This window comes from Mycobacterium scrofulaceum, assembly GCF_001667885.1.
GTDB classification, from domain to species: domain Bacteria; phylum Actinomycetota; class Actinomycetes; order Mycobacteriales; family Mycobacteriaceae; genus Mycobacterium; species Mycobacterium scrofulaceum_C.
Map to the genome: position 1 here is coordinate 84,205 of NZ_LZJW01000177.1, position 26,119 is coordinate 110,323.

Below are 26,119 nucleotides of genomic sequence, written 5' to 3' on the forward strand. Positions count from 1 at the left end.
GGGCGGCGTTCAGGAAGATTTGTAGGATTTGCTATGTGACTGTGTTCTCGGCGCTGTTGCTGGCCGGGGTCTTGTCCGTGCTGGGGCTGGCCATTGGGGTAGCAGCCGGGACCCGGCTGTCGCCGAAAGCCGCTCACCGCAGGGAGCGGGTCAGCACCGAATGGACCGGGATCACCGTCGCGCAGATGCTGCAACGCATCGTCGCGCTGATGCCGCTGGGGGTGGCGGTGGTCGATTCCCACCGCGACGTCGTCTACCTCAACGACCGGGCGAGGGAGCTGGGGCTGGTGCGCGACCGCCAGCTCGACGACCAGGCGTGGGAGGCGGCACAGCAGGCGCTCGGCGGCGTCGACGTCGAATTCGACCTGCGGCCGGCCAAACGGGCCGCCGGTCGGTCCGGGTTGTCGGTGCACGGCCAGGCGCGCCTGCTCAGTGAGGAAGACCGCCGCTTCGCGGTGGTGTTCGCCCACGACCAGTCCGACTACGCGCGCATGGAGGCGACCAGGCGCGACTTCGTGGCCAACGTCAGCCACGAGCTCAAGACCCCGGTGGGCGCCATGGCCCTACTCGCCGAGGCGCTGCTGGCGTCCTCGGATGACTCCGAGACCGTCCGCCGGTTTGCCGAGCGGGTGCTCGTCGAAGCCAACCGGCTGGGGGACATGGTCGCCGAGCTGATCGAGCTGTCCCGGCTGCAGGGCGCCGAACGGTTGCCCAACGTGACCGAGGTCGACGTGGATACCGTTGTGTCCGAAGCGATTTCACGGCACAAGGTGGCCGCCGACAATGCTCAGATCGAGGTGCGCACCGATGCGCCCAGCGGCCTGCGGGTGCTGGGCGACGAGACGCTTCTGGTCACCGCCCTGGCCAACCTGGTGTCCAATGCGATCGCCTACTCGCCACCCGGGTCGCCGGTCTCGATCAGCCGCCGCCGCCGCGGCGACAACATCGAGATCGCCGTCACCGACCGGGGCATCGGGATCGCGCTGGAGGATCAGGAGCGGGTCTTCGAGCGGTTCTTCCGGGGGGATAAGGCACGCTCGCGCGCCACTGGCGGCAGCGGGCTGGGCCTGGCCATCGTCAAACATGTCGCGGCCAATCACAACGGCAGCATCGGGGTGTGGAGCAAGCCGGGCACGGGTTCCACATTCACGCTGTCGATTCCGGCCTACAAGGACACCGACGAAGAACCCGAGCAACCGCCGGGCCGCGAGGTGCGGCCCAACAGGTCACAACGAGAGGAAGAACTAAGTAGATGACCCGCGCGTACGACGATGCAGAGCGTCGCGATGAGAAGGAGTCGCGCTGATGACCAGTGTGCTGATCGTGGAGGACGAGGAGTCGCTGGCCGATCCGCTGGCATTCCTCCTGCGCAAGGAGGGCTTCGAGGCCACCGTTGTGACGGATGGACAGGCCGCACTGGCCGAGTTCGACCGTGGCGGTGCCGACATCGTGCTGCTCGACTTGATGCTGCCCGGCATGTCGGGGACCGACGTGTGCAAGCAGCTGCGTGCTCGTTCCAGCGTGCCGGTGATCATGGTGACCGCGCGGGACAGCGAGATCGACAAGGTCGTCGGGCTGGAACTCGGCGCCGACGACTACGTGACCAAGCCGTATTCGGCGCGCGAGTTGATCGCCCGGATTCGGGCGGTGCTCCGCCGCGGCGGTGACGACGACTCCGAGATCAGCGACGGTGTGCTCGAGTCCGGACCGGTGCGGATGGACGTCGAGCGTCACGTCGTCTCGGTCAACGGTGACACGATCACGTTGCCGCTCAAGGAGTTTGACCTGCTCGAGTACCTGATGCGCAACAGCGGGCGGGTGCTGACCCGCGGGCAGTTGATCGATCGGGTGTGGGGCGCGGACTACGTCGGCGACACCAAGACGCTCGACGTCCACGTCAAGCGTCTGCGGTCCAAGATCGAAGCCGACCCGGCCAACCCGGTCCACCTGGTCACCGTGCGGGGACTGGGCTACAAGCTGGAGGGCTAGGCCGAGTCGGTAAAAGCTCGCTTTACCGCGCCGCCTTGGCGGCTTCGCGATGACCCTTCTTTTTCGCGTGGGTTGAGCAGCAATGCGTCATTTCACAATGGAACCGGTCGCTGCATTCATGCGAACAATAAATTGACGCGGCCGGAAGCCAATCGGGGTCGGACAGGTCGCGCGGTCGGTCATTGGGATCGAACGTGTGGCCGCAATGCACGCAGGTCTTGACCTTGGTAGCCATGTCGTCAGGGTACGCGCAGAGGCGCTCAGTCGCTGCCCGTTTCTGCATTTCGCGGCGTCGCCAAGTGTGCAATTCAACCGGAAATCGCCGGCGCCAGCGAATTACTTTTTGTAACTAATTCGGCCGTCGGCCGATGTCGACCGCGCCGCGGTTCGAGACGACCGGTGCGGCCATCCCGATGAATTCGACGGGGCGGCAGGCAAATAGGCGCCAGATCGGCACTGGGCGGCGAAATCGCCTGCGGCGCAGGCCATTCCGGGGCTGTGATGCCGGCCGGCATCGGCGGGTGGCCCCAGGCGGCTTTCGGCAAGCGGTGCGGTCACGGGGCCCGGGCGACGATGTGGCCGCGAACACACTGCGCACCGCAGGAATTAATTCGGCAGCCATGACGTTCGGGGTAGCCGTGGCGCGCGACGAAATGCTCGAACGGGTGAACTGTCTTAGCATCAGCCGATTGGTCGACCGTGATCGGGGGGAACGGTGTTGACGCTTCTCAAGCGGGCATGGGTTCCCGTGGTCGTCGTGGTGGCGGTGATCATCGGCGGCGTCGCGGTGGACCGCCTCAACGGCGTTTTCCCGGGGCCCGGCCTGCCCAAGCCCGATCCGCGGGATGCGACCCCGCCCTACGCCGCCAAGACCGCCGTCTACGAAATCCTGGGGCCACCGGGGACCACCGGCGTCGTCAACTGGATGGATGCCGACGCGCAACCGCAGAAGGCCAACTTCACCACGTTGCCGTGGTCGACGACGATCGTCGCCCAGATGCCCGGCATCTTCGCCTACGTCGTCGCGCAAGGTGACAGCCCCTCCATCGGCTGCCGGATCACGGTCGACGGCAAATTGGTCGATCAACGGCAAGCCGAGACGCGCAATGCGCAGGTCTCCTGCCTGGACAAGTCCGCATGACCGACAACACCAGCGACACCGACGAAATACCCGTCGCACAACCCACCGAAGTCGAGCACAAGCCGCGCATCGCCCGCGCCGTCCGCGTCCTGGCGCTGCCGATCGTCGTCTGCTGGGTGCTGATCGCGGTCGGCGTCAACGTCTTCGTCCCACAGCTGGAGAAGGTTGCCGAGGAGATCTCCGTTCCGCTCTCGCCCTCCGACGCGCCATCGGTCACCGGGATGAAGCACATCGGCGAGAAGTTCAAGGAGTACGACTCGGACAACCTCGTCCTGGTCACCCTGGTCGGTGATAAGCCGCTCGGCGAGGACGCGCACCGGTTCTACGACGACCTGGTCAAAAAGATCCAGGCCGACCACGAACACGTCGAGCACGCGCTGAACTTCTGGGGACAGCGCTTCACGTCCTCGGGTGTGGAGAGCTACGACCACAAGGCCGCCTACGTCCAGGTCAACCTCAAAGGCGATCAGGGAGGGGCGGTCGGCGACGCATCCGTTGCCGCGGTGCGCAAGATCGTCGCGGACTCCAAGCCGCCCGCCGGCGTCAAGGCCTACGTCGCGGGCCAGGGAGCGCTGACCGCCGACGTGATCGTTGTCGGTGACAAGAGCCTGGCCAAGATCACCATCATCACGGTCGTCATCATCGCGATCATGCTGATGTTCGTTTACCGGTCCATCAGCACCGTGTTGCTGACCATGGTGATCCTCTTCGTGGGGCTCGCGGCCGGCCGCGGCGTGGTGTCGCTGCTGGGCGAAACCGGCGTCATGGGGTTGTCGACCTTCGCCGTGAACCTGTTGACCTCACTCGCGATCGCGGCGGGTACCGATTATGCGATTTTCATGGTGGGCCGCTACCAGGAGGGCCGTGAACGCGGTCTGGACCGGGAAGCCGCCTATTACGACACCTTCGCCGGTGTCAGCAAGGTGGTCCTGGGCTCGGGTCTGACCATTGTTGGGGCGCTGGCCTGCTTGAAGTTCACCCGGCTGCCTTACTTCAGTTCGCTGGCGTTCCCGTGCGCGATAGGTCTGCTGGTGGTGGTGGCGGCCGGGGTCACGCTGACGCCCGCTCTCATCGTAGTCGCCAGTGGCTTCGGTCTTTTGGACCCCAAGCGCAAGTTCAACTACACCCGGTGGCGCCGCCTGGCGACGGCCATCGTGCGCTGGCCGGCGCCCATCCTCGCCGTTTCCGTCATTCTTGCCATCGTTGGCGCCCTTGGTCTCGCGGGCTTCACCCCGCGCTACAACGACCTCTACTACCTGCCGCATAGCGCCGCCTCGGTGCAGGCCTACGACGCGGCCGATCGCCACTTCACCCAGGCCCGTCTCAACCCGGACCTGCTGATGATCGAATCGGACCACGATCTGCGCAATCCCCGAGACATGCTGGTGCTGGACAAGGTTGCCGGTGCCATCTTCCGGGTGCCGGGCATCGAACGGGTGCAGAGCATCACCCGACCGCTCGGCCCACCGATCGAAGACGGGTCAATTCCGTTCCAGCTCAGCGTGCAAACCGCGCCGATCCGTGACAACCTCAACTACCTGAGGGACCGCGTCGGCGACATCAAGAAGATCACCGGGTTCCTCGACACCCAGATCTCCCTGCTGGAACGCCAATACGCGATCACCCAGAAGCTCGCCAACGCGACGGACGACAGCGCAAAAACCACGGCGGAGACCGCCGCCATCACCGACGAAATTCGCGACCACATCGCCGATTTCGACGACTTCTGGCGACCGATCCGCAGCTACTTCTACTGGGAGAGGCACTGCTACGACATCCCGATCTGCTGGTCGCTGCGTAGCCTGTTCGATGCCTTGGACGGGTTTGATCAGCTCGCCGAGAAGTTCCACGCCCTCACCGGCGATCTCACCAACACGGCCGCGGCCACGCGCGAATTGTTGGCGATCATTCCGGAGAACATCGCGGTGTCGAAGGCGATCCGGGATACGACGCTGACCATCTACAGCTCGTTCGACAGTCTGATCGACCAGTTCGACCGGCTCACCGACACCAATGCTGTGATGGGTAAGTCGTTCAACGACGCTCGGGTGGAAAGCCTGTTTTACCTGCCGCCGGAGATCTTCCAGAACTCCGATTTCCAGTTCGGGTTGAGCCTGATGGTGTCGCCCGACGGAAAGGCCGCGCGCTTCATCATCACTCACTCCCTGGACCCGGCAACCGCGGAAGGCATCAAGTCCGTCGAGCAAGAGCGCAACGCGGCCAAGGAGGCGCTGAAGCTCACTTCGCTGGAGAACGCCGACATCTATCTCGGCGGCACCGCCGCGACATTTAACGACATCGCCACCGGCGCCTGGTACGACCTGCTGATCGCCGCGGTGGCGTCGATCGTGCTGATCTTCATCATCATGGTGATCGTCACCCGCGCCCTGGTAGCAGCAGGTGTCATCGTCGGCACGATCGTGCTGTCGCTAGGCGCAGCGTTCGGATTCTCGACATTGATCTGGCAACACCTGGGCCACTTCCAGTTGCACTGGGTAGCAACGGAATTCGCGTTGATCGTGCTCTTGGCGGTGGGGTCTGATTACAACCTGATGCTGGTGTCGCGGATCGAGGAGGAAATCGGGGCCGGCCTGAACACCGGACTCATCCGCGGCGTCGGCGTGACGGGCCCGGTGGTGTCCGCGGCCGGTGTGGTGTTCGCCGTGACCATGGCCACGATGCTCTCCAGCGATCTCCGCGCGATCGGTCAGTTCGGTACGACGATCGGGCTCGGCCTGATGTTCGACACCTTCGTCGTGCGATCGCTGATCACCCCGTCGATCATGACCCTGATGGGCCGCTGGTTCTGGTGGCCGAAGCGGGTACGGGTCCGTCCGGCGAGCCAGATGCTTCGGTCCGTCGGCCCGCGTCCGCTGGTTCGTGCGCTGCTGTACCAGCCGCGGCACGCGGCTGCGTCGGAATCGCGGACGTAACCGTCTAGCTCCTCGGGCATTTCGCGGCGGCGGACCGCTGCCTGATCGTCACGCGCCGTTTACGCCATTTGCTGGTGCTCGACCACCCTGCGCGTTATTCTATCGCCGTTGAAAAAATATTCTATGGCCGTTGAAAATCGCCCATGCCCGGCGCGGAGAGGACTGACGACATGGACTTTGCGTCGCTGCCTCCGGAGGTCAACTCCGGGCTGATGTATTCCGGTCCCGGGGCGGCGCCGTTGCTGGCAGCAGCGGCGGCCTGGGAAGCGTTGGCGGGTCAGCTGGAGTCCACGGCCGGTGGCTACGCCGTCGAGCTGGCGGGGTTGACCGGCCAGGCGTGGTCCGGCCCGTCGTCGCTGCTGATGACCGCCGCTGCCACACCCTATGTCCAGTGGCTGTCGACCGCCGCCGCCCAGGCCGCGCAGACCGGCGTCCAGGCCTACGCGGCGGCGGCGGCCTACGAGGCGGCGTTTGCGATGACCGTGCCGCCGCCGGTGATCGCCGCCAATCGGGCGCAATTGCTGGCGCTGATCGCGACCAACTTCTTCGGGCAGAACACCCCGGCGATCGCGGCGACCGAGGCGCAATACCTGCAGATGTGGGTGCAAGACGCCACCGCGATGTACGGCTATTCCGCCGCCTGCGAGACGGCCGCCACGCTGGCCCCGTTCGACGAACCGCCGCGGACCACGAACTCGACCGGGCAGGGCGCTCAGGCCCAGACGCTGTCGGCGCAGGCCACCGGCAACACCACCCGGCAGCTCGCTTCGACCAATGTCACGATGCACACCGCCAATGCGGTCACGCCCGTCGCGCCCGGCGAGACGGTCGCCGCCCCGCCGGGCAGCACCATCACGCTCGGCGCCAACACCGGCATGTACCTCAACAGCGGCTCGATCTCGATCACGGGTTCCGGCACCAACCTGATCAGTTTCGGCTCCGTTATCGTCAACCCCGGCAGCACAATTCACACGCTGATCGATTGCTCGGAGGGCGGTGTCCTGGTCCCCGGCGGCGTCGACGTCACCGCCGGTGCCAGCCCGCTCGTCCTCACCCCCGGCTCGTTCCAGGAGGTTCTGGTCACCCTCGTCAACGGCTCCGCCACACTCCCCGTCGTCGGGGCGGAGCAGGTCGCGGTCCAAACCCTCGGCAACACGGCCACCGCGATCGCCGGTCCCGCGGGCGCGTCCGTCACCAACGTCTTCGGAACGGTCAGCATCGTCACGGTCACCCCCTTACCCGGCCCGTCGAGCGCCCTCGGGGCCCCGCTGGCCGGATTGGCCGCGCCGGGACTGGCGGGTACCGCCGGAATTCAGCCGCAACTCGATGTGGATGAGCTATTGGACTGGGCGCAAACGGTTTCCAGCGTCGGATGAGGGACGTGCCGACACACCCCAACGCGCGGCCCGCGTGGCCGTTTCACCCGGCGTGCGGGGTCGGCGCCCCGTCCGCCGGGATGGGCGACGCGGCCGCACTCGGTCCGCTGTCGGTTCCCGCGGCCTGGACGACGTCCGCCCCGCACGCCGGGTCGCCGCCGTCGCCGCCGGATACGCGCGTCGACGCCGCCGCGCCGGGGCGCACCTTCCAGCGGGCGTTGATGGCAACGATCACCGGTCGCTCATCCTCGGCAACGGTTGTGCGCTCACGGCTTTCGGCGTGCGCCCATGGCGCAGATTTCGCCGATTCCCCGCCGTGGACGCACTCGCGAAGCCCTGAGCGCACTACCGGGCGGCCAGCACCTCGTCGGCCACGCCCAGCGCGAGCGCCATGATCGACACCTGCGGGTTGACCTCCGGGCAACTCGGCAGGATCGAGGCGTCGGCCACCCACACGCCGTCCACGCCGCGCAACCGCCCCGCCTCGTCGACGGGGCACAACTGATCGTCGGCGCCCGCGGCGGCCGTGCCGGTCGGGTGGAAGGCGGCCAGGTGCAGGCTTCGGGGGTCGCTGCGCCGCAACGCATCACGCAGGGCGGGCAGCGATGTCACCGTCATCGCGCCGGGCAGTCCGGTGAGCACCTCGGTCGCGCCCGCGGCGAACAACAGCCGGCCCATCGCCTCGATCGCCACCACGAGCTTGCCGGCGTCGGTGGGGGCGATGTTGTAGCGCACCAGCGTCTCGCCGCGCACCGTGGACACCGACCCGACACCGCGATCGGCCACCATGGCGCCGAAGGTGGCCACCCGGGGCGCGGCGTCCAGCCAGCCGAGCAGCTCGGCGCCGTAGCCGGGATACACCATCGAGCCCATCCCTGGTGGGGTGGAGGTGGCCTCGATCAGCACGCCGTGCGATTCGTGCAGCTCGTGTACCGCGGCGCTTTGCAGCACCCCGTGCCAGGCGACGACGTCGTCGTCGAAGCGCCCGGCGAGCATCGTCGCGGGATGCAGGGCCAGGTTGCGGCCGAGCCGCAGGTGTGATCCAAACCCGCTGCGCCGCAACAACCCTGGCGTCTCGGTGGCGCCGGCCGCCACGATCACCGTGTCGGCCAGGATGTCCAGCGCCGTGCCGTCGGGCCGCCGGGCCCGCACGCCGCGGGCGCGTCCGTGCCGATGCAACACCCGCTCGACGCGGGCCTCGGAGATGATCCGCGCGCCCGCCGCGCACGCCTGCGGTAGCGCGTTGAGGTGTACGCCGAACTTGGCGTTGCGCGGGCAACCGATCGCGCACTGGCAGCACCCTTCGCAGCCCGGCGCGTTGCGCGGGATCGGCGCGGCCCGCCAGCCCAGCGTGGCGGCGGCGTCCAGTAGCAGCCGACCGTTGCGGCCCATAATCTCCAGCGGCACCGGGGCGACCCGCAGGGTGCGCTCGACGTCGTCGAGGCGCTCACCCAGCCGGTCGGGATCGGCCAGGGTGAGCCCGAACTCGTCGCGCCAACGCCGCTGCACCGCCGAAGGCGGGCGATAGCAGGTGCCGGAGTTCACCACCGTGGTGCCGCCCACCGCCCGGCCGATGGGCAACACCACCGACGGGCGCCCCAGTGCGACCGTGGCGCCGGCGCCCCGGTACAGCCCGGCATAGCGATCGATCGGGTGGGTGGTGCGCAGTTCCCCGACCGACCACCGCCGTCCCTCCTCGAGGACGACGACCTCCAGTCCGGCCCGCGCCAGCGCGCGGGCCACCATCGCGCCGCCGGCGCCGGACCCCACGATCACCGCATCGGCGGTGACCACGGAGCGGCTCTCGGCCGACGAGACGATGTTCAACGCCGCGTCGGGCCGGGCCGTCCCGTGCTGCGCCGCATGCGAAAGCAGCTCGGGCGCATACGTTTCCGCGCCGTTGGCCAGCAACACGATCGCTTTCATGGCCTCGACGGCCGCACCGGCGTCCGGGCTCAGCGCGGCGACCCGGCGCAGCACCTGCTCACGTCGGTCGGGGCCCAGCCGCGACATTGACCGGCCGGTGGTGACGTAGCTCGCGGCGGCCAGGGTGAGCAGCCCGGCGCGCGCCGCCACCCGTGACGTCGCCGGCAGCTGCCGCAGGTAGCGCTCGACGCGCTGCGCCAGCTCGGGCGCCGCCGGGCCGCCGTACTCCTCGGGCAGCAGCGCGGCGCCGAACGAGGCGACCAAGCTCATATCAACCGCGCGAGGCGGCGGCCCATCTTGATGAAGAACGGGTAGGTGGCGAAGATGGCGCCCGCCGCCGCGTGCAGCGGCCATTCCGCCTTCGCGGTGTCCACGCCGAAAACGCCGCTGTTCCACATGAAGTCGCGGCCGTTGCGGGCGCGGAAGGGCCGCCACAGCACCCCGAGGCCGGGCACGTTGTTGTAGAGCCCGAACGACCCGCCGAAGAAGACGCCCAGGGTGGCGGCCTCGGCGACGTCGCGCCGGTCGGCGGGCAGGCGCCGCTCGATGAGCACACCGGAGGCGAACAGCAAGGGTGGGTCGAGCAGAAAGCTCATGTCGGGATCCTTTCGTTGACATCCGGTGCCGCATCGCCGCGCAGGCCCACCTCGGCGTGACCCGTGCCCAGCACCGACCAGCGCCGGTCGTCGATCTCGACGTGGACGTCGGCTTGTTCGGTGTTGGTGCACACCGCCTTAGCGCCGTCGGGGTCGGTGTATTCGAGGCTCACGCACTTTTGCGCCGGCTGGTCGATCCGGATGAGCACCCGGCGACCGCCGATGCGCCCCTCCAGCTGCCAGTGGGTCAGGCCGAGCGTCGTCCGCATTCGCAGGGACGGCAATGGGCTTGCGGGCCAATCCTTTCCGTCGAGGCGAAACCGGACGAACGCCAGCGGGGCCAGCCTGTTCAGCCCCGGCTTGTGCGAGACGGCGCTGACCGCCTCCACCACGTCGCCGTTGCCGAGGTCGGCGTGCACCCATCCCCAGCGCTTGGCGTTACCGTGCCCGTAGATATGGGCGACCCCGCCGCGCCACCCCTCGAGGCGCAAAGCGGTGTCGGCCACGGTGAGCGAGCCGGCGAAGTCGGCGGTGGGGGCGAGAACGACCTGGGCGCCCGGCAGCAGTTCGCGCTCCCAGGCCGCGCGGGGAAACGTCCACAGCGGTGCGCCAGTGTCGGTCCACGACAGCTCCCAGGCGAGCGATCCGGCGCGCCCACTCAGCCGTTTGTCGCCCACCCGCGCGCCCGCGGCGTCGAACCACCAGGTGCCCGACGCGGGCTGGGCGGGGGCCGGACCGAACCGCTCGGTGCGGGGCGGACCGTCGGCCGGGAACCAGGTGGCCCAGCCGTGCGCGTAGGGGTCGCCCCGCAGCGGGGCCACCGTCTCGCAGTGCACCCACAACCCGGCACGCGTCGCCGGGTCCGACAGGGTGGCGTACCAGACCTCCAGGCGGCCGGGCTTGCCGCGCCAGCGTGGGGCCGCCGCCAATCGCGTGTCGCCGTCCATTGCTCACCTTCCGTGGGTCCGTCCACTATATTGGTTGAGCCAATGAACCAGTCAAGTCCGCTGCGCCCGCCCGACCGCCAACGCGTCGATGAACAGATCGCCGCGTCGATCACCGACGCGATCCTCGACGGCGCGTTTCCGCCGGGTACGGCCTTGCCGCCCGAGCGGGATCTCGCCGAACAGCTGGGCGTCAACCGGACGTCGCTGCGGCAGGGGCTGGCCCGGCTGCAGGAGATGGGTCTGATCGAGGCCCGGCACGGCAGCGGCAACGTGGTCACCGACCCGCACGGGCTCACCCATCCCGCGGTGGTGGAGGCGTTGGTGCGCAAGCTGGGGCCCGAATTCCTGGTGGAGCTGTTCGAGATCCGCGCGGCGCTGGGACCGTTGATCGGCCGATCGGCGGCGCGACGCGGCGCGCCCGAGGATGCCGAGGCCCTGCGCGCCGCGCTGGCCGCCGTCCGCGACGCCGGTAGCGCCGAAGCGCGGCAGGCGGCCGACCTCGCCTACTTCCGGGTGCTCATCTCGCACAGCCGCAATCGCGCGCTGGTGTTGCTGTATCGCTGGGTCGAGGACGCGTTCGGTGGCCGGGAGCACGACCTGACCGCCGCTTATGACGACGCCGCGCCCGTGCTGGCCGGCCTCAGCGCGATCACCGAGGCCGTCCTGGCGGGCGACGAGGCGGGGGCGGCCGCGGCGGTCGAGGCATACCTGCACGCCAGCGCGCAGCGAATGCTCTTGTCCTACAAGAAGACTGGTGCTACTCGGCGAGCCGAGTAGCCGGATGCACCGCGATGAGCCCTAACTTGCTGCGGCGCTTGCACATCGCCGCCAGCTCCGCGTAGGCCTTGGCGCCCAGCAGCTCGGTGAGCTCGTCGGCCATGCTCTCCCACACCTGCGTGGCGCCGACGTGGGCGCCGGGGTCGCCGGTGCAATACCAATGCAGGTCGGCGCCGCCGGAACCCCAACCGCGGCGGTCGTATTCGGTGACCCACGTCTTGAGGATCTCGGTGCCGTCGGGCCGGGTCACCCACTCCTGGCTGCGCCGGATCGGCAGCTGCCAGCAGACGTCGGGCTTCATGGTCAGCGGCGCGACGCCGAGCTTGAGGGCCTTGCTGTGCAGTGCGCATCCGACGCCGCCGGGAAAGCCGGGCCGGTTCAGGAAGATGCAGGCGTCCTTGTGCTTGCGCGTGCGGTACTGCGGCTGCCCGTCGTGCTCGTCGAGCTCCAGATATCCCTTGCGGCCCAGGCCCTTCTCGCGGAATTGCCAGTCTTCGTCGGTCAGCTGCTGCACGGCGTCGTCGAGCCGGGCGCGGTCGTCGTCGTCGGACAAGAACGCGCCATGCGAGCAGCAGCCGTCGTCCGGGCGGCCCGCCACCGTGCCGTGGCAGGCGGGCGTGCCGAACACGCAGGTCCATCGCGACAGCAACCAGGTGAGGTCGGCCGCGATCAGGTGCTCGGGATTGTCCGGGTCATAGAACTCCACCCACTCACGGGCGAAGTCCAGTTCGACCTCTTGTCCCGGCTCAGGGTAGGAATCCGCCACGCCGTCCACGTTAGTCGACGAATCCGGCTCTTCGGCCTGCTGACACTCGGGGCCCGGCGGAACGAGATCGGGCAACCTGCGCAGCGGGCCGCAACGCGGGGGCCACCCGGATCCGACTAGGTTGTTTCCCGTGCGATTGGGCGTGCTCGACGTGGGCAGCAACACGGTTCACCTCTTGGTGGTTGATGCGCACCGTGGTGGGCATCCCACGCCCATGAGTTCGACGAAGGCCACGCTGCGATTGGCCGAGTCGATCGACAGCTCGGGCAAGATCACCAAGCGCGGCGCCGAGAAGCTGATCTCCACCATCGACGAGTTCGCCAAGATCGCGGACAGCTCCGGCTGCGCCGAGTTGATGGCGTTCGCCACCTCCGCGCTCCGCGACGCGGTGAACTCCGACGACGTGTTGGCCCGCGTCCGCAAGGAAACCGGCGTCGAGCTGGAGGCGCTGAGCGGCGTCGACGAGTCGCGGCTGACCTTCCTGGCGGTGCGCCGGTGGTACGGCTGGAGCGCGGGGCGGATCATCAACCTCGACATCGGCGGCGGATCGCTGGAGATGTCCAGCGGTGTCGACGAGGAGCCCGAGGTCGCGCTGTCGCTGCCGCTGGGCGCGGGCCGGCTGACCCGCGAATGGCTGCCCGACGACCCGCCCGGGCGGCGCCGGGTCGGGATGTTGCGGGACTGGCTGGATGCCGAGCTGGCCGACGCCGCCGTGGCCGTCCTGGAGGCCGGCGCGCCCGACCTGGCGGTGGCGACGTCGAAGACGTTCCGCTCGCTCGCGCGGCTCACCGGCGCGGCGCCGTCGGCGGCCGGACCGCGGGTGAAGCGGACACTCACAGCAAACGGCCTCAGGCAACTCATATCTTTCATCTCTAGGATGACGACCGCCGACCGGGCAGAACTGGAAGGGGTGAGCGCCGAGCGCGCGCCACAGATCGTGGCGGGTGCGCTGGTAGCGGAGGCGAGTATGCGAGCGCTGTCGATCGAATCGGTGGATATCTGCCCGTGGGCGTTACGGGAAGGTCTCATCTTGCGCAAACTCGACAGCGAAGCCGACGGAACGCCCCTCATGAAGCGATCCGTGCGCGATGCTGGAGGCCAGGCAGGTGATCGGGACGGCAACCGATCGAGAGGCGACAAAGCATGACCGGACCACACTCCGAGACCGAGAGCCCCGGCACACGGCCGATCTCGGTGGCCGAACTTCTGGCCAAGAACGGAACCATCGGCGCCCCCGCGGTCACGCGGCGCAGGCGCCGGCGGCGCGGCGACAGCGACGCCGTGACCGTCGCCGAGCTGACCGGCGAGATCCCGATCATCCGTGACGACGACGAGGACCCCCGCACGGCCGAACGGCCGCCCGCCGCCGAGGAAACCGAGCCCGAGCAGCAAACCGAGGAAAAGCCCGCGGCCGCCTACTGGTCGCAGCCCGAGCCGCGCTGGCCCAAGTCGCCGTCGCAGCCCAAAAAGAGCTCCGGCCCCGAGCGCAGCGCCTACCCGCGGCCCCTGAGCCACGGCGAGGCGGGGGAAACCAACGGCGCCGGGCAATCGGGTGCCGAGGACATGAATCCCGACCCGCTGGACCACTACACCGATCTGCCGGTGGACGTCATGGATTCGGAGGTGCGCGAAGCGGAGCCCGCGCTGGAGGATTCCGCCTACGTGCGCTCCTATCTGCAGACCGAGACCGACGAGGACGAAGACGGCGCGGAGGACCCGTTCGCCGCCGGCTTGTTGCCCCACGAGGAGCGCGACGAAGACCACCTCGACGGCGCGCCCGATGCGGCGGCCGCCGACGTCCACGCCCCAGGCCGGCTCGAGGCGCTGTGGCGCGGCAGCCTGGTCGTCTTCCAGTCAATCCTCGCGGTCGCCTTCGGCGCCGGCTTGTTCGTCGCCTTCGACGAGCTGTGGCGCTGGAACAGCATCGTGGCGCTGGTGCTCTCGGTGCTGGTGATCCTCGGCCTGGTCGTCGGCGTCCGGGTGGTGCGCAAGACCGAGGACATCGCCAGCACGTTGATCGCGGTCGCGGTGGGGGCGCTGATCACCCTGGGCCCGTTGGCGCTGTCGTTGCAGTCGGGCTAGGCGGACCGGGGACCACACAGACCGTTGCGCCCAGCTATCAAAGTCGGACTCTCAACGGCTTCGGTCTACCCATTGCGGGCCGAGGCCGCGTTCGAGTACGCGGCCCGGCTCGGCTACGACGGCGTCGAGCTGATGGTGTGGGCCGAGGCGGTCAGCCAGGACATCGACGCCATTCAGAAGCTGTCCCGGCGCTACCGCGTCCCGGTGCTGTCCGTGCACGCGCCGTGCCTGCTGATCTCGCAGCGGGTGTGGGGCGCCAACCCGATCCCGAAGCTGGACCGCAGCGTGCGGGCGGCCGAACAGCTCGGCGCGCAGACCGTCGTCGTCCACCCGCCGTTTCGCTGGCAGCGCCGCTACGCCGAGGGTTTCAGCGACCAGGTCGCCGCGCTGGAGGCCTCCAGCGACGTGCTGGTGGCGGTGGAGAACATGTTCCCGTTCCGGGCGGATCGGTTCTTCGGCTCGGGCCAATCGCTGGAGCGGATGCGCAGGCGCGGCGGTGGCCCGGGTCCGGCGATATCGGCGTTCGCGCCCTCCTACGACCCGCTGGACGGCAACCACGCCCACTACACGCTGGACCTGTCCCACACCGCGACCGCGGGCAGCGACTCGCTGGACATGGCGCAGCGGATGGGCAATGGGCTGGTGCACCTGCACCTGTGCGACGGCAGCGGTCTGCCCGCCGACGAGCACCTGGTGCCCGGGCGCGGCACGCAGCCCACGGCCGAGGTGTGCGAGATGCTGGCCGGCAGCCACTTCGCCGGCCACGTCATCTTGGAAGTTTCCACGTCCAGCGCGCGTTCAGCCAACGAGCGCGAAAGCATGCTCGCCGAATCGTTGCAGTTCGCCCGCACGCACCTGCTGCGCTGACCACCCAGGAGACCATGACCGCGTTATTCACCACCGCAATGGCATTGCGGGAGGTCGACCCCGGCGTCTTTGAAGCCGAGCTCGACAAGCACTGGACCATCGGTCCCAAGGTGCACGGCGGCGCCATGCTGGCGCTCTGCGCCAACGCCGCCCGCACCGCCTGTGGCGGGCCGTCGAGCGAGTTCGAACCCGTCCAGCAGCCGGTGGCGGTGTCGGCGAGCTTCCTGTGGGCCCCGGACCCGGGCCCGATGCGGCTGGCCACCTCGATCCGCAAGCGTGGCCGCCGGATCAGCGTCGTCGACGTCGAACTCATCCAGGGGGATCGGACCGCGGTGCACGCCGTGGTCAACCTCGGCGAGCCGGAACACTTTCCGCCCGACGGTGACGCCAAGCCGCTGCTGTCGGCCAACCCGGTGGTGGGTCTGATGGCGCCCGTGCCGCCCGAGGACATCGCGCCGATCGGACCGGGGCACCCGCTGGCCGGCCTGGTGCACCTGGGCGAGGGCTGCGACGTGCGACCGGTGCTGTCGACGCTGGGCCCGACGGCCGACGGGGGCCCGCCGGTGATCCAGATGTGGGCGCGCCCCCGCGACGTCGCCCCGGACGCCCTGTTCGCGCTGATGTGCGGGGATCTGTCGGCCCCGGTGACCTTCGCCGTGGAACGCACAGGCTGGGCGCCCACCGTCCAGCTGACCGCCTTCCTGCGCGGCCTGCCCGCCGACGGCTGGCTGCGGATCATCGCGACCTGCACCGAGATCGGGCACGACTGGTTCGACGAGGACCACACCGTCGTCGACAGCCTGGGCCGCCTCGTCGTGCAAGCCCGCCAACTGGCGTTGGTCCCTGCCGCTGGTTAGGCGCCGGTGTCTGCGATGCTGTCGGGCATGGCAAGAATCGCGATCATCGGTGGCGGCAGCATCGGGGAGGCACTGCTTTCGGGTCTGCTGCGCGCGGGCCGGCAGGTCAAAGACCTGGTGGTGGCCGAGCGCGTGCCGGAACGGGCCCAGTACCTGGCCGACACCTATTCGGTGTTGATCACCTCGGTGGCCGACGCGGTGGAGAACGCGTCCTTCGTCGTGGTCGCGGTCAAGCCCACCGACGTCGAGCCGGTGCTGGCGGAGCTGAGCCGGGTGGCGGCCGCGTCCGAGAGCGACACCGCCGAGCAGGTGTTCGTCACCGTCGCGGCGGGCATCGGCATCTCGTATTTCGAATCGAAACTGCCGGCCGGGACGCCGGTGGTCCGGGCGATGCCCAACGCGGCGGCGCTCGTCGGCGCGGGGGTGACCGCGCTGGCCACGGGCCGGTTCGTCACCGCCCCGCAGCTCGAGGGGGTGTCGGCCCTGTTCGACTCCGTCGGTGGCGTGCTGACCGTGCCGGAAGCCCAGATGGACGCCGTGACCGCGCTGTCCGGGTCGGGCCCGGCCTATTTCTTCTTGATGGTCGAGGCGCTGGTGGATGCCGGGGTGGCCGCCGGGCTGAGCCGGGAGGTGGCCACCGACCTGACGGCGCAGACGATGGCCGGGTCCGCGGCCATGCTGCTGGAACGGATGGACGCCGACGGGCGGCCGGGGGAGGGCGAGGCGCCGGGGTTGCGCGTGGACGCCACGGCGACGCAGCTGCGCGCGACGATCACCTCGCCCGGCGGCACCACCGCCGCGGGGCTGCGCGAATTGGAACGGGGCGGCCTGCGGGCGGCCGTCGACGCGGCCGTTCAGGCCGCCAAAACGCGCTCTGAGCAGCTAAGAATTACATCGGAGTAATCCAAGAATTTTGAACTGATTGTCCCCCACCAGTACCAGTAACCCCATTAGTCCCGCTATTCTCCTCTTTGTATGCACGTGTGGGGCCAGCGGAGGGGAAGCCGCTGGCATTGCGGGTGCCTGACACGATTGGGTTGCGATGACGTCTACGAACGGGCCATCGGCGCGCGATTCTGCTGGTAAGCGGGACACCGGTTCCGGCGAAGGCCAGCAGGGCAGGACACAATTCTTGACCGTCGCCGAAGTGGCGGCGTTGATGCGGGTCTCCAAGATGACGGTGTACCGACTGGTGCACAACGGCGAGCTGCCCGCGGTCCGGGTCGGGCGGTCTTTCCGGGTGCACGCCAAGGCGGTGCACGACATGCTGGAGACGTCGTACTTCGACGCGGGCTGACCCGAAACCGCACGTCGCTCTTCGCTCGGTGGTCCCGACGCCGGTTTGGTGTTCGGTGCGTCCCGCCGGGTAAAGTGTCCCGGTCAATCCTGCAAGCAGGTCACGGGTCAGATAGCGGAGTTCATGGGTTCAGTAATCAAGAAGCGGCGCAAGCGCATGTCGAAGAAGAAGCACCGCAAGTTGTTGCGTCGCACTCGGGTGCAGCGCAGAAAACTCGGCAAGTAAGGCCCGCCCGCGGCGTCGTGCTGCGGTCTCTGCCGAGTCGATAGGCTGTTTGGGTGGATCAGTCGAGCGGGGATGGCGCCGGAACCGGCGACACCGCGAGCAACACGGTGCACTACCCCAAGGTGGTGCTGGTCACCGGTGCCTGCCGGTTCCTGGGCGGCTACCTGACGGCGCGGCTCGCGCAGAACCCGATGATCAACTCGGTCATCGCGGTGGACGCCATTGCGCCCAGCAAAGACATGCTGCGCCGGATGGGGCGCGCGGAGTTCGTCCGCGCCGACATCCGTAACCCGTTCATCGCCAAGGTGATTCGCAACGGCGAAGTGGACACCGTGGTGCACGCGGCCGCGGCGTCGTACGCCCCGCGGTCCGGTGGCACCGCGGCGCTGAAGGAAATCAACGTGATGGGCGCGATGCAGCTGTTCGCCGCCTGTCAGAAGGCGCCCTCGGTGCGGCGCGTGGTGCTCAAGTCGACGTCTGAGGTGTATGGGTCCAGCGCGCACGATCCGGTGATGTTCACCGAGGACAGCACCAGCCGTCGGCCCCTGCGCGGCGGTTTCGCCAAGGACAGCCTCGACATCGAGGCGTACGCCCGCGGACTGGGGCGGCGCCGGCCGGACATCGCCGTGACGATCCTGCGGCTGGCCAACATGATCGGGCCGGCGATGGACACCACGCTGTCGCGGTACCTGGCCGGGCCGCTGGTGCCCACGATGTTCGGTCGCGACGCGCGACTGCAGTTGCTGCACGAGCAGGATGCGCTGGGCGCGCTGGAGCGCGCGGCGATGGCCGGCAAGGCCGGCACGTTCAACATCGGCGCCGACGGCATCATCATGCTGTCGCAGGCGATCCGCCGGGCCGGCCGGATTCCGTTGCCAGTGCCCGGTTTTGGGGTGTGGGCCCTCGATTCGCTGAGACGGGCTAACCGTTACAACGAGATCAGCCGCGATCAGTTTGCCTACCTCAGTTACGGCCGCGTCATGGACACCACCCGGATGCGCGCGGAGCTGGGCTATCAGCCGAAATGGACGACGGCCGAGGCTTTCGACGACTACGTTCGCGGCCGCGGCATGACTCCCATTATCGATCCGCATCGGGTACGCTCCTTGGAAGGTCGCGCCATATCCCTAGCTCAGCGCTGGGGCAGCCGAAATCCAATTCCGTGGGGTGGGGTCAGGTAGGTATCGTGGCGGGTGAAAGCAGAGCGAATGTTATTCCGCTGCATACGAATCGGGGTCGGGTAGCAGCACGCCGGAGAGCCGATCAGCGCGCGGAGTCAGCTCGCCAGCATCCCTCCTTACTTTCGGATCCGCACGGCCGGGCGTCGGCCGAGCAGATCGCCGCCGTCGTCCGCGAGATCGATGAGCACCGCCGTGCCGCGGGCGCCGGGTCGTCGGACGCGCCGCTCAACGACCTCGCCCAGCGCGTCGCCGCAGTGGCCGGCTTCCTGCGCCAGCGGATCACCGGTGACTACACCGTCGACGAATTCGGTTTCGATCCGCACTTCAACAGCGCGATCGTCCGGCCGTTGCTGAGGTTCTTCTTCCGGTCGTGGTTCCGGGTCGAGGTCAGCGGAGTCGAAAACCTGCCCAGCGAGGGGGCCGCGCTGGTGGTGGCCAACCACGCCGGGGTCTTGCCGTTCGACGGGTTGATGCTGTCGGTGGCCGTCCACGACGAGCATCCCGCGCAGCGCGATTTGCGGCTGCTCGCCGCCGACATGGTGTTCGACCTGCCCGTCGTCGGTGAAGCCGCCCGCAAGGCCGGCCACACCATGGCCTGCACCACCGACGCGCACCGGCTGCTCGCCGCCGGTGAACTGACCGCCGTGTTCCCGGAGGGCTACAAGGGGTTGGGCAAGCGCTTCGAGGACCGTTATCGGTTGCAGCGGTTCGGCCGCGGCGGGTTCGTCACGGCGGCGCTGCGCACCAAGGCGCCGATCATCCCGTGCTCGATCGTCGGTTCGGAAGAGATCTACCCGATGCTGACCGATGTGAAGCTGCTGGCCAGGCTGTTCGGGCTGCCCTACTTCCCGATCACGCCGCTGTTCCCGCTGGCGGGGCCGGCGGGGCTGGTGCCGCTGCCGTCGAAGTGGCGCATCGCGTTCGGTGAGCCGATCTACACCAACGACTACGCCGCATCCGACGCCGAGGACCCGATGGTCACCTTCGAGTTGACCGACCAGGTGCGCGAGACCATTCAGCAGACGCTGTACCGGTTGCTCGCCGGCCGGCGCAACATCTTCTTCGGCTGAGCTCTTCGTTTACTGACCCTGCCCGCTTCGCTATGCGGCCGGGCGTCGACGCGAAAACGCCCCGGAGCCAATGGCTTCCGGGGCGTTTCTTCGGGCGGAATTACTTGACCATGGTGAACTGGCAGACGTTGGTGTAGCCGTCGCGGAACAGGTCGGAGCAGCCGCGCAGGTACTTCAGGTAGATGTCGTAGGTTTCCTGGCCCTTGAGGGCGATCGCTTCTTCCTTGTGCGCCTCGAGCGCGTCGCCCCAGGCGGTCAGCGTCGGGACGTAGTTCTTGCCGATGAAGTGGTGCCGCTCGATCTTGAAACCGGCGTCGGTCGCGTACTTGTCGACCAGGTCGACCTGCGGCAGCTTCCCGCCCGGGTAGATCTCCTTGAGGATGAAGCTGATGAACCGCAGCAGGGTCATGTTCACCTGCAGGCCCATCTTCTTGCCCTCTTCGGCGGAGGGCACCACGATCGAGTGCAGCAGCATCCGGCCGTCGTCGGGCAGCAGGTCGTAGTACTTCTTGAAGAAGGTGGCGTACCGCTCGTACCCGGCGTCACCCGCGCCGTCGGCGAAGTGCTCGAACGCGCCCAGCGACACGATCCGGTCGATCGGCACGTCGCCGGGGAATTCTTCCCAGCCCTGGATGCGCACCTCTTTGCGGCGCGGGCTGTCCATCTTGTCGAACTCGGCCACGCAGTGGGCGTACTGGTTCTCGCTGAGGGTTAGGCCGATGACGTTGACGTCGTACTCGGCCACCGCGTGCCGCATCGTCGAGCCCCACCCGGAGCCGATGTCGAGCAGCGTCATGCCGGGCTCGAGGTTGAGCTTGTCCAGCGCGAGCTTGCGCTTGGCGTACTGCGCCTCTTCCAGCGTCTTGGTCAGGTTCTGGGGGTCCGGATTTTCGTCGAAGTAGCCGCAGCTGTAGGTCATCGACGGGTCGAGCCAGAGCTTGAAGAACTCGTTCGACTTGTCGTAGTGCGACCGGACCTTTTCGACCGGCGGCTTCAGCTGGGTGCTGCCGGTTTCCCCCTGTGACGTCATTGAATCGAACCTACTTTCCCGCTGATATGGACGCGACTGCCGCGACGGTTGCTTCGTGGTCGGCTTCGTGTTGGGCGGCTTCCCCCAGCATCGTGACTGTACTGGTGATGACCGGTTTGCCGTCGGCGTCCGTGACCTCGCTGCGGATCTCCGTGATCACGGCGCCGTGGGACTCAATGACCGAGTCTAGATAGGTGTCGAAGTAAAGCCTATCCCCGGCGACGATCGGTCGGTGGAATTTGAATTTCTGGTCGCGGTGCATGACGCGCGCGATGTTGATCGGAATGCTGAACTTGGTGAAGATCTCCAGCTGCACGCGCCGACCCGCGATGGCGAGGAAGGTCGGCGGGGCCACCAGCGCGTCATACCCGGCGGCGGCGGCGTCGGCCTCGTTGAAGTGCGTCGGATGGTCGTTACTGATGGCGAGCGCGAACTCCCGGATCTTCTCGCGGCCGACCAGGAAGTAATCCGGCGCCCGGTAATGGCTGCCGATGAGCCCTTCGGCTCCTTTGGGGATTGTCATACCGCTGTCGCTCTCCGCTCGAATAGGTCTCAGCGGCGCAGCCTATCAGCGCGATTGCCGCCGCGATGCCACCGCGGCCAGTGCGCCACCGGCCGCTCCGAGCGCCAGGGCGGACGGAACCCCGATCCGGGCGGCCTTGCGGGCGGTGCGAAAGTCGCGGATCTCCCAGCCGCGTTCGCGGGCCAGGGTGCGCAGGCGCGCGTCCGGGTTGATGGCGACCGCGGTGCCCACCAGCGACAGCATGGGCACGTCGTTGAAGCTGTCGGAGTAGGCGGTGCAGCGTTTGAGGTTCAGGCCCTCCCGGATCGCCAGCGATCGCACGGCGTGCGCCTTGCCGGTCCCGTGCAGGATGTCGCCGACGAGCCGGCCGGTGAACACCCCGTCGACGGACTCCGCGACGGTGCCCAGGGCGCCGGTCAGGCCGAGGCGCCGCGCGATGGTCGCGGCGAGTTCGTAAGGCGTGGCGGTGATGAGCCAGACCTGCTGGCCCGCGTCGAGGTGCATCTGGGTGAGCTCGCGGGTGCCGGGCCAGATCTTGTCGGCGATGATCTCGTCGTAGATCTCCTCGCCGAGTGCCACCAGCTGTTCGACCGACCGGCCCTCGATGAAGGCGAGCGCTTTGCGGCGGCCGGCGGCGACGTCGTCGCTGTTCTCCTTGCCGAGGATCTGGAATTTGGCCTGGGCGTAGATGAAGCCGAGGACATCGCGGTAGGTGAAGTAGTTTCGCGCGGCCAGGCCGCGACCGAAGTGGACCGCCGAGGAGCCCTGCACCAGGGTGTTGTCCACGTCGAAGAAGGCTGCTGCGGTCAGGTCGACCGGCGGTTGGGGGCGACCCTCGTCGGTGGCGGCCTTTTCGGCTTGCAGGCCTTCCAGCGCGCGGGCGGCGCTGGCGTCGGCGGCCAGCGACTCCAGGTCAGCGCGACTGACGTCTCCGTCGACCGGGTCAGAGGAAGTCATCGCCAAACCTCCTAGATCGCTGTGTTGCCTGGCGACCCAGCGGGTCCCGGTATCCAACCCTATCGGGGAGGGGTAGTGGATGTGCCGGCGTATCGCGTGCCGTCGAGTGTGAAGACAGCTCCCGATCCCGCGTGAGCGGCGTGTTTCACGTTCCGAAGGGTTCGGTGGACTGTCAGTTCGTGCGTCCATTCTTAATTCGCCCTTGGGTCAGCTACCCGCTCCAGGAACAGCTTCATTACAGCGTTGAATTGATGCGCAAATTGTCAGCATGGTCGAGCGCCTAACTGATTCGGCGTCGCGAACCCACGCCGCGTTCACGCTTGGCGTGACATAGTCGGGGATTAATCGCCTGGTTCGCCGCGTCCGTCGAGCCCTAGGGCTTTCCTATCGATAACTACCCAATCGTCCGCATTGTTCATCAACTGGACACCTTTGATCTCCGGCAATGCGCGCATCATTTCCCGGAGCGCAGACCAACGAAGACCTCCGTATCTAATACCGGGACGAAGCCGACTTGTGTACGCACGGACTACCGACCCGAGCGGCTCAATTAAGAAAGAATTCATACTCTGACGACCGTCATCGCTCGTATAGCTGCTCATCTCTAGGAATATTTCGCGGTCCTCGAGCGCGGCAGTCACCGCAGAAACCGAACTCATGGATTCGGAGCCAACCGCGCGGCTCACCAGTTCTTCGACCGCGTCAAAGCCAACACCGCCTTCGGGCAACGGTGCGTCGAAATGCGTGTTGTCGAGAGAATCAAGATATGCTTGAATCTGAGATTTGTGAATTGAGACCCAGTCCGAAGTCCGATTCGTGACTATTACCCAATCAAGTTCGGGCATTCTGAGGGCGGCCTTCAGCGCTGACTCGAACGTTGCCCCTGCGAATGAATCCGGCAGATCCGGATGCGAATTATTGGTGTACGTCATCATGGCATGGGTGCCATCCGGAAGCAAAAGAAGCGGAACGGTCTTGACTTCCTTGCCATCTCGAAGAACCGCTTTGAACGGCATGAAAACTTCGCGAGATTTCAAGGCCCGGACTGCCTCCCTGAGATCGTCCTGCGCGTGTGTGCGAGCGGCAGTGCTTATCAATTCGTCGACGTTGTCGCTAGTTGCCACCTGAATTGGGCCTTTCGTAGGGGCTTAATTCTCCCGTATTTTCGTCCCATATACCTTCTACATCATATAGCTTCCCGGTCGGGCAGGTGCCGTCGTAAGTGCACACTGCTAGGTGCACATTGCCCATATCCTCTTGTAGTAATTCGCTCAGCCGCGTCGGAATTAGCACCGTCCGCGGTTCCCCCAGAATATTCAGGCCGTCGGGTGGGCCAATCGTGTAGTCGGGTATCGATTCGCCCGCATGAAAAACTTGCGAAAAGACGCGAGACGTGTCACCGCGAGTCTCGATGAGATTTCCGAGGTCGTCAGTGATTGATGACCCGTGCTCGGCGTAGGTGGTGACCGTGGTTCCGCGGGGCACGAGTGTTGGACCGTGAATGGGGTTGTACCCCCCGTGGCCGCTAATCACGAGATCACGCGTCGCTTGATCGGCGGCATCTACGGGAAGGGGAGGTGTTCCTTCTGACGGATGATCGCCGCTGCCCGTTTTGGGACTTTCGCTTGGTGACGACGGCTCCGTCGGGTTGGCGTCGCCGGGTGTCGGGTCCGACGGTGGCCTCTCGCCTTCGGCGGGGTGGGCGGGGCCATCTGGCGAGCGAGGCATTTCGGGCGGGTGTCCACCCGGCTCCCCGCCGTGGGGCATTTCGCCGAGAACGGCCGTCGTTTCGGCGGGTGCTGCTGCACCCATGGGCACGGACGGCGGCGTCGGCAGGTGCGGTGCTTCGGCCGGGGATGGGCAGCCCGCGCGTGGGGTCGGCTCACCGCCGGGAGACGGCGGCACATGGGCGGGCGCCGGCTCGGCCGGTGTCGAGTGGGGTAGCGGCGTCTGCTCGACGGGCGCGGATCCAACCGGCTTGCCCACGGACTCCGGCGGCGTCGCGGACGGCTTGGGTGGCGCCCCCGGCTCAGCGGCCGGGGGTGCCGCGCCGACCGGTGGCTTCGACTCCGTCGGGCTGTGCGGAAGGGGGCCGTCAGCGGGTCCGGGCGCGGGCTTGCCCGAGGCTTGAGGTGCAGGCCTGCCCGGCTCCGGCTTGCCTGGGGTCGCGGGTGGTCCCGATTCCGGCGGCTTGGGGCCGGCCGGCGGTGGCTCCGTCGGCGGCTTCACCGAAGGCGGTTTCACGCCTTCCGGCAGCCGTGCGCCCTTGAGCGCAGCGGCGGCGTCGCGGCCCCACTTCCCAAGCTTGGACAGAGGTCCCCCGGGGAGCGCCAAGGTTGCCAAGTCGAAGAGGGTCTTTCCGAACGCTTCGTCCGGGTGTGAGGCCCAATCGTCCCAGTGGACGATGTTTTTACCCAACGCTTTCCACGCTTGGCCGGCACCGTGCAGACCGTCGGGGCCCAGTCCCGCCAGCGTGGCTTCCCCTTCGACCATTCCGACCGTGTCTTTGATGAAGCCCACCGGATCGGATTGGAGGCGGGTCGGGCTGAATTGGTTGAGGCCCTCGAGATAGTCGTAGCCCTCCACGCCGAGGCCTTTAAGGGACCGGCCGACGTGACCGAGGAATCTGCCCACCTCGGTGCCGTGTAGGAAGTGGTCCCACTCCTTTCCCGCCCACCGGCCCATGGCTTCGGCTGCCGCGGCGGCGGCCGTCATGGTGGCGCTAAGTTGATGGCCCAGCGTCTCGGCTTCCTGAGCGAAGTTGTTGACGACCGTGCGGATGTCGTCGGCGATCCTCTTGATCTCGTCTTCGTCTTCGTCGGTGAGTAGGTCCCAAACCTCTTTGATCCCGGTCAGCGGATCGCAAATGCGAGACAGCAGATCCAGGATCGCCGCGTGTACCTTGTCGACCTTGGCCGCGTAGTTGTTGAGCTGGGTGGCGATCGTTTGGCACTGGCGTGCGACGTTGATGGTCGCCTCGGAGGCGTCCGTCAACGCCTTGTCGATGGCGGCTCCCTCCGGGATCTGCTGGGCGGCGATGGCGGCCATCGTGCCGCCGCCCGCAGCGGTCTCGGTGGCCATGAAGCTCGCGCCCGCGCTGGCCCACGCCGCCGCGGCCGCCCGCAGTTTCGCCGAATCGCCAGTGGGCCAAATCATTCCGATGTAGGGAGCCACCCAGCCCCATCCCGCCGGCGCGCCGGTGCCGGCGCCCACCGCCGACGGCGGCTTCGCCCCAACGGTCAACGGCGCGGTCACCTGCGGCGTCGGCAGGCCCGCGGCCCTCCCGGTGACATCCGACTGCGCATCGGCCACCGCGTAGTTGTGGGCCGACACCCGCACCCCGTCGCCGATGCTGCACAGCCCGTTGCGGGTGCTGGCCATCGCCTCGATCACTTTGGCCGCCGCACCGTCGTACGAGCGGCCCAACGCCGCGCCAACCGGGTCGTCGCCGGCCATGCCCGCGCTACCGGCCAGCGCCGCCGTCAACGCCGAAATCACCGATCCCAGTGACTCGCCGGTGACCAACACCGTGGCACCGGCGCGGTCTAGCGCGGTCGGATCACACGCCAGCGGCGCCAT

General features: G+C 67.8%; 26 protein-coding genes. 16 read left to right on the forward strand and 10 right to left on the reverse strand.

The features are described from left to right. Positions 1 to 35 precede the first annotated feature (35 nt). Together A5681_RS25005 and regX are read left to right on the forward strand one after the other, a co-directional pair. Complete coding sequence (locus tag A5681_RS25005) at positions 36 to 1,256, forward strand: sensor histidine kinase (RefSeq protein ID WP_156738151.1); 1,221 nt, start codon at positions 36 to 38, stop codon at positions 1,254 to 1,256. A gap of 49 nt (positions 1,257 to 1,305) precedes the next feature. Beyond that, entirely contained in the window at positions 1,306 to 1,989 is a 684-nt protein-coding gene (gene regX, locus A5681_RS25010) for a two-component sensory transduction protein RegX (RefSeq protein ID WP_007167631.1), read from the forward strand. Positions 1,990 to 2,011: 22 nt separating this feature from the next. On the opposite strand, the gene A5681_RS26870 is transcribed toward regX, so the two are convergent. Beyond that, complete coding sequence (locus A5681_RS26870; RefSeq protein ID WP_082968532.1) at positions 2,012 to 2,224, reverse strand: ferric uptake regulation protein; 213 nt, start codon at positions 2,222 to 2,224, stop codon at positions 2,012 to 2,014. Positions 2,225 to 2,707: 483 nt separating this feature from the next. Between A5681_RS26870 and A5681_RS25015 the strand changes: the two genes are divergently transcribed. The 4 genes from A5681_RS25015 (at position 2,708) to A5681_RS28215 (ending at position 7,834) form a co-directional block, all read left to right on the forward strand. Beyond that, a complete protein-coding gene (locus tag A5681_RS25015) occupies positions 2,708 to 3,130 on the forward strand; it encodes an MmpS family transport accessory protein (protein ID WP_197498716.1) in 423 nt (140 codons plus the stop codon). Further along, a complete protein-coding gene (locus A5681_RS25020) occupies positions 3,127 to 6,063 on the forward strand; it encodes an RND family transporter (protein WP_067282252.1) in 2,937 nt (978 codons plus the stop codon). The genes A5681_RS25015 and A5681_RS25020 overlap by 4 nt, the downstream gene beginning before the upstream one ends. A 170-nt stretch (positions 6,064 to 6,233) precedes the next feature. Beyond that, positions 6,234 to 7,439 carry a PPE family protein gene (locus A5681_RS28015; protein WP_067282253.1) on the forward strand — a complete coding sequence of 402 codons (1,206 nt, stop codon included), beginning with the start codon at positions 6,234 to 6,236 and terminating at the stop codon, positions 7,437 to 7,439. Between the two features lie 80 nt (positions 7,440 to 7,519). Further along, positions 7,520 to 7,834, forward strand: coding sequence for a hypothetical protein (locus tag A5681_RS28215; RefSeq protein WP_419866354.1), 315 nt, complete (start codon positions 7,520 to 7,522; stop codon positions 7,832 to 7,834). On the opposite strand, the gene A5681_RS25035 is transcribed toward A5681_RS28215, so the two are convergent. Genes A5681_RS25035 through A5681_RS25045 form a run of 3 tightly spaced genes read right to left on the reverse strand, consistent with a single transcriptional unit; the run spans position 7,785 to position 10,908 of the window. Continuing rightward, the gene (locus A5681_RS25035; RefSeq protein ID WP_067282260.1) at positions 7,785 to 9,635 is read right to left on the reverse strand and encodes a GMC family oxidoreductase; all 1,851 of its coding nucleotides are present in this window, start codon (positions 9,633 to 9,635) and stop codon (positions 7,785 to 7,787) included. The two genes, A5681_RS28215 and A5681_RS25035, sit on opposite strands and share 50 nt — an antisense overlap. Continuing rightward, positions 9,632 to 9,961 carry a hypothetical protein gene (locus tag A5681_RS25040; RefSeq protein WP_067282262.1) on the reverse strand — a complete coding sequence of 110 codons (330 nt, stop codon included), beginning with the start codon at positions 9,959 to 9,961 and terminating at the stop codon, positions 9,632 to 9,634. Before A5681_RS25040 ends, A5681_RS25035 begins: the two co-directional genes overlap by 4 nt. Continuing rightward, entirely contained in the window at positions 9,958 to 10,908 is a 951-nt protein-coding gene (locus A5681_RS25045) for a hypothetical protein (RefSeq protein ID WP_067282263.1), read from the reverse strand. Before A5681_RS25045 ends, A5681_RS25040 begins: the two co-directional genes overlap by 4 nt. A gap of 42 nt (positions 10,909 to 10,950) precedes the next feature. Between A5681_RS25045 and A5681_RS25050 the strand changes: the two genes are divergently transcribed. Further along, complete coding sequence (locus tag A5681_RS25050; RefSeq protein WP_067282264.1) at positions 10,951 to 11,685, forward strand: FadR/GntR family transcriptional regulator; 735 nt, start codon at positions 10,951 to 10,953, stop codon at positions 11,683 to 11,685. Here A5681_RS25050 and A5681_RS25055 read toward each other — a convergent pair. After that, positions 11,666 to 12,460: a hypothetical protein gene (locus tag A5681_RS25055; RefSeq protein ID WP_067282265.1), complete on the reverse strand. Its 795-nt coding sequence runs from the start codon at positions 12,458 to 12,460 to the stop codon at positions 11,666 to 11,668. The genes A5681_RS25050 and A5681_RS25055 overlap by 20 nt on opposite strands. A 121-nt stretch (positions 12,461 to 12,581) precedes the next feature. Here A5681_RS25055 and A5681_RS25060 point away from each other — a divergent pair, with 121 nt between their 5' ends. The 9 genes from A5681_RS25060 (at position 12,582) to A5681_RS25095 (ending at position 20,030) form a co-directional block, all read left to right on the forward strand. Then, positions 12,582 to 13,598: a Ppx/GppA phosphatase family protein gene (locus tag A5681_RS25060; RefSeq protein ID WP_067282272.1), complete on the forward strand. Its 1,017-nt coding sequence runs from the start codon at positions 12,582 to 12,584 to the stop codon at positions 13,596 to 13,598. Further along, complete coding sequence (locus A5681_RS25065) at positions 13,595 to 14,533, forward strand: hypothetical protein (protein ID WP_067282280.1); 939 nt, start codon at positions 13,595 to 13,597, stop codon at positions 14,531 to 14,533. Before A5681_RS25060 ends, A5681_RS25065 begins: the two co-directional genes overlap by 4 nt. Before the next feature lie 24 nt (positions 14,534 to 14,557). Further along, positions 14,558 to 15,400 carry a sugar phosphate isomerase/epimerase family protein gene (locus tag A5681_RS25070; RefSeq protein WP_067282283.1) on the forward strand — a complete coding sequence of 281 codons (843 nt, stop codon included), beginning with the start codon at positions 14,558 to 14,560 and terminating at the stop codon, positions 15,398 to 15,400. A gap of 14 nt (positions 15,401 to 15,414) precedes the next feature. Then, on the forward strand, positions 15,415 to 16,257 hold the full coding sequence (locus A5681_RS25075) for a thioesterase family protein (protein ID WP_067282286.1): 843 nt from the start codon (positions 15,415 to 15,417) through the stop codon (positions 16,255 to 16,257). Positions 16,258 to 16,284: 27 nt separating this feature from the next. Then, a complete protein-coding gene (proC, locus tag A5681_RS25080) occupies positions 16,285 to 17,160 on the forward strand; it encodes a pyrroline-5-carboxylate reductase (RefSeq protein ID WP_197498718.1) in 876 nt (291 codons plus the stop codon). A 139-nt stretch (positions 17,161 to 17,299) separates the two neighbouring features. Continuing rightward, positions 17,300 to 17,554 carry a cell division/environmental response transcriptional regulator gene (locus A5681_RS25085; RefSeq protein WP_046185670.1) on the forward strand — a complete coding sequence of 85 codons (255 nt, stop codon included), beginning with the start codon at positions 17,300 to 17,302 and terminating at the stop codon, positions 17,552 to 17,554. A gap of 123 nt (positions 17,555 to 17,677) precedes the next feature. Next, positions 17,678 to 17,779: a 30S ribosomal protein bS22 gene (locus A5681_RS26885; protein WP_003402602.1), complete on the forward strand. Its 102-nt coding sequence runs from the start codon at positions 17,678 to 17,680 to the stop codon at positions 17,777 to 17,779. Between the two features lie 53 nt (positions 17,780 to 17,832). Next, positions 17,833 to 18,960 (forward strand): SDR family oxidoreductase, encoded by a 1,128-nt coding sequence (locus A5681_RS25090; RefSeq protein WP_067282292.1) that lies wholly within the window; start codon positions 17,833 to 17,835, stop codon positions 18,958 to 18,960. Next, positions 18,942 to 20,030, forward strand: a complete 1,089-nt coding sequence (locus A5681_RS25095; protein ID WP_197498719.1) for a lysophospholipid acyltransferase family protein — start codon at positions 18,942 to 18,944, stop codon at positions 20,028 to 20,030. Before A5681_RS25090 ends, A5681_RS25095 begins: the two co-directional genes overlap by 19 nt. A gap of 100 nt (positions 20,031 to 20,130) precedes the next feature. On the opposite strand, the gene A5681_RS25100 is transcribed toward A5681_RS25095, so the two are convergent. The 5 genes from A5681_RS25100 to A5681_RS25115 all read right to left on the reverse strand — a co-directional run bounded on the left by A5681_RS25100 (position 20,131) and on the right by A5681_RS25115 (position 26,119). Then, entirely contained in the window at positions 20,131 to 21,060 is a 930-nt protein-coding gene (locus tag A5681_RS25100; protein WP_067282300.1) for a cyclopropane mycolic acid synthase family methyltransferase, read from the reverse strand. A gap of 10 nt (positions 21,061 to 21,070) precedes the next feature. Further along, positions 21,071 to 21,583, reverse strand: a complete 513-nt coding sequence (locus tag A5681_RS25105; protein ID WP_067282303.1) for an FAS1-like dehydratase domain-containing protein — start codon at positions 21,581 to 21,583, stop codon at positions 21,071 to 21,073. Positions 21,584 to 21,628: 45 nt separating this feature from the next. Further along, a complete protein-coding gene (locus A5681_RS25110) occupies positions 21,629 to 22,540 on the reverse strand; it encodes an HAD family hydrolase (RefSeq protein ID WP_067282305.1) in 912 nt (303 codons plus the stop codon). 341 nt (positions 22,541 to 22,881) lie between these two features. Then, a complete protein-coding gene (locus A5681_RS26890; RefSeq protein WP_082968534.1) occupies positions 22,882 to 23,664 on the reverse strand; it encodes a hypothetical protein in 783 nt (260 codons plus the stop codon). Then, a complete protein-coding gene (locus A5681_RS25115) occupies positions 23,654 to 26,119 on the reverse strand; it encodes a putative adhesin (RefSeq protein WP_067282308.1) in 2,466 nt (821 codons plus the stop codon). Before A5681_RS25115 ends, A5681_RS26890 begins: the two co-directional genes overlap by 11 nt.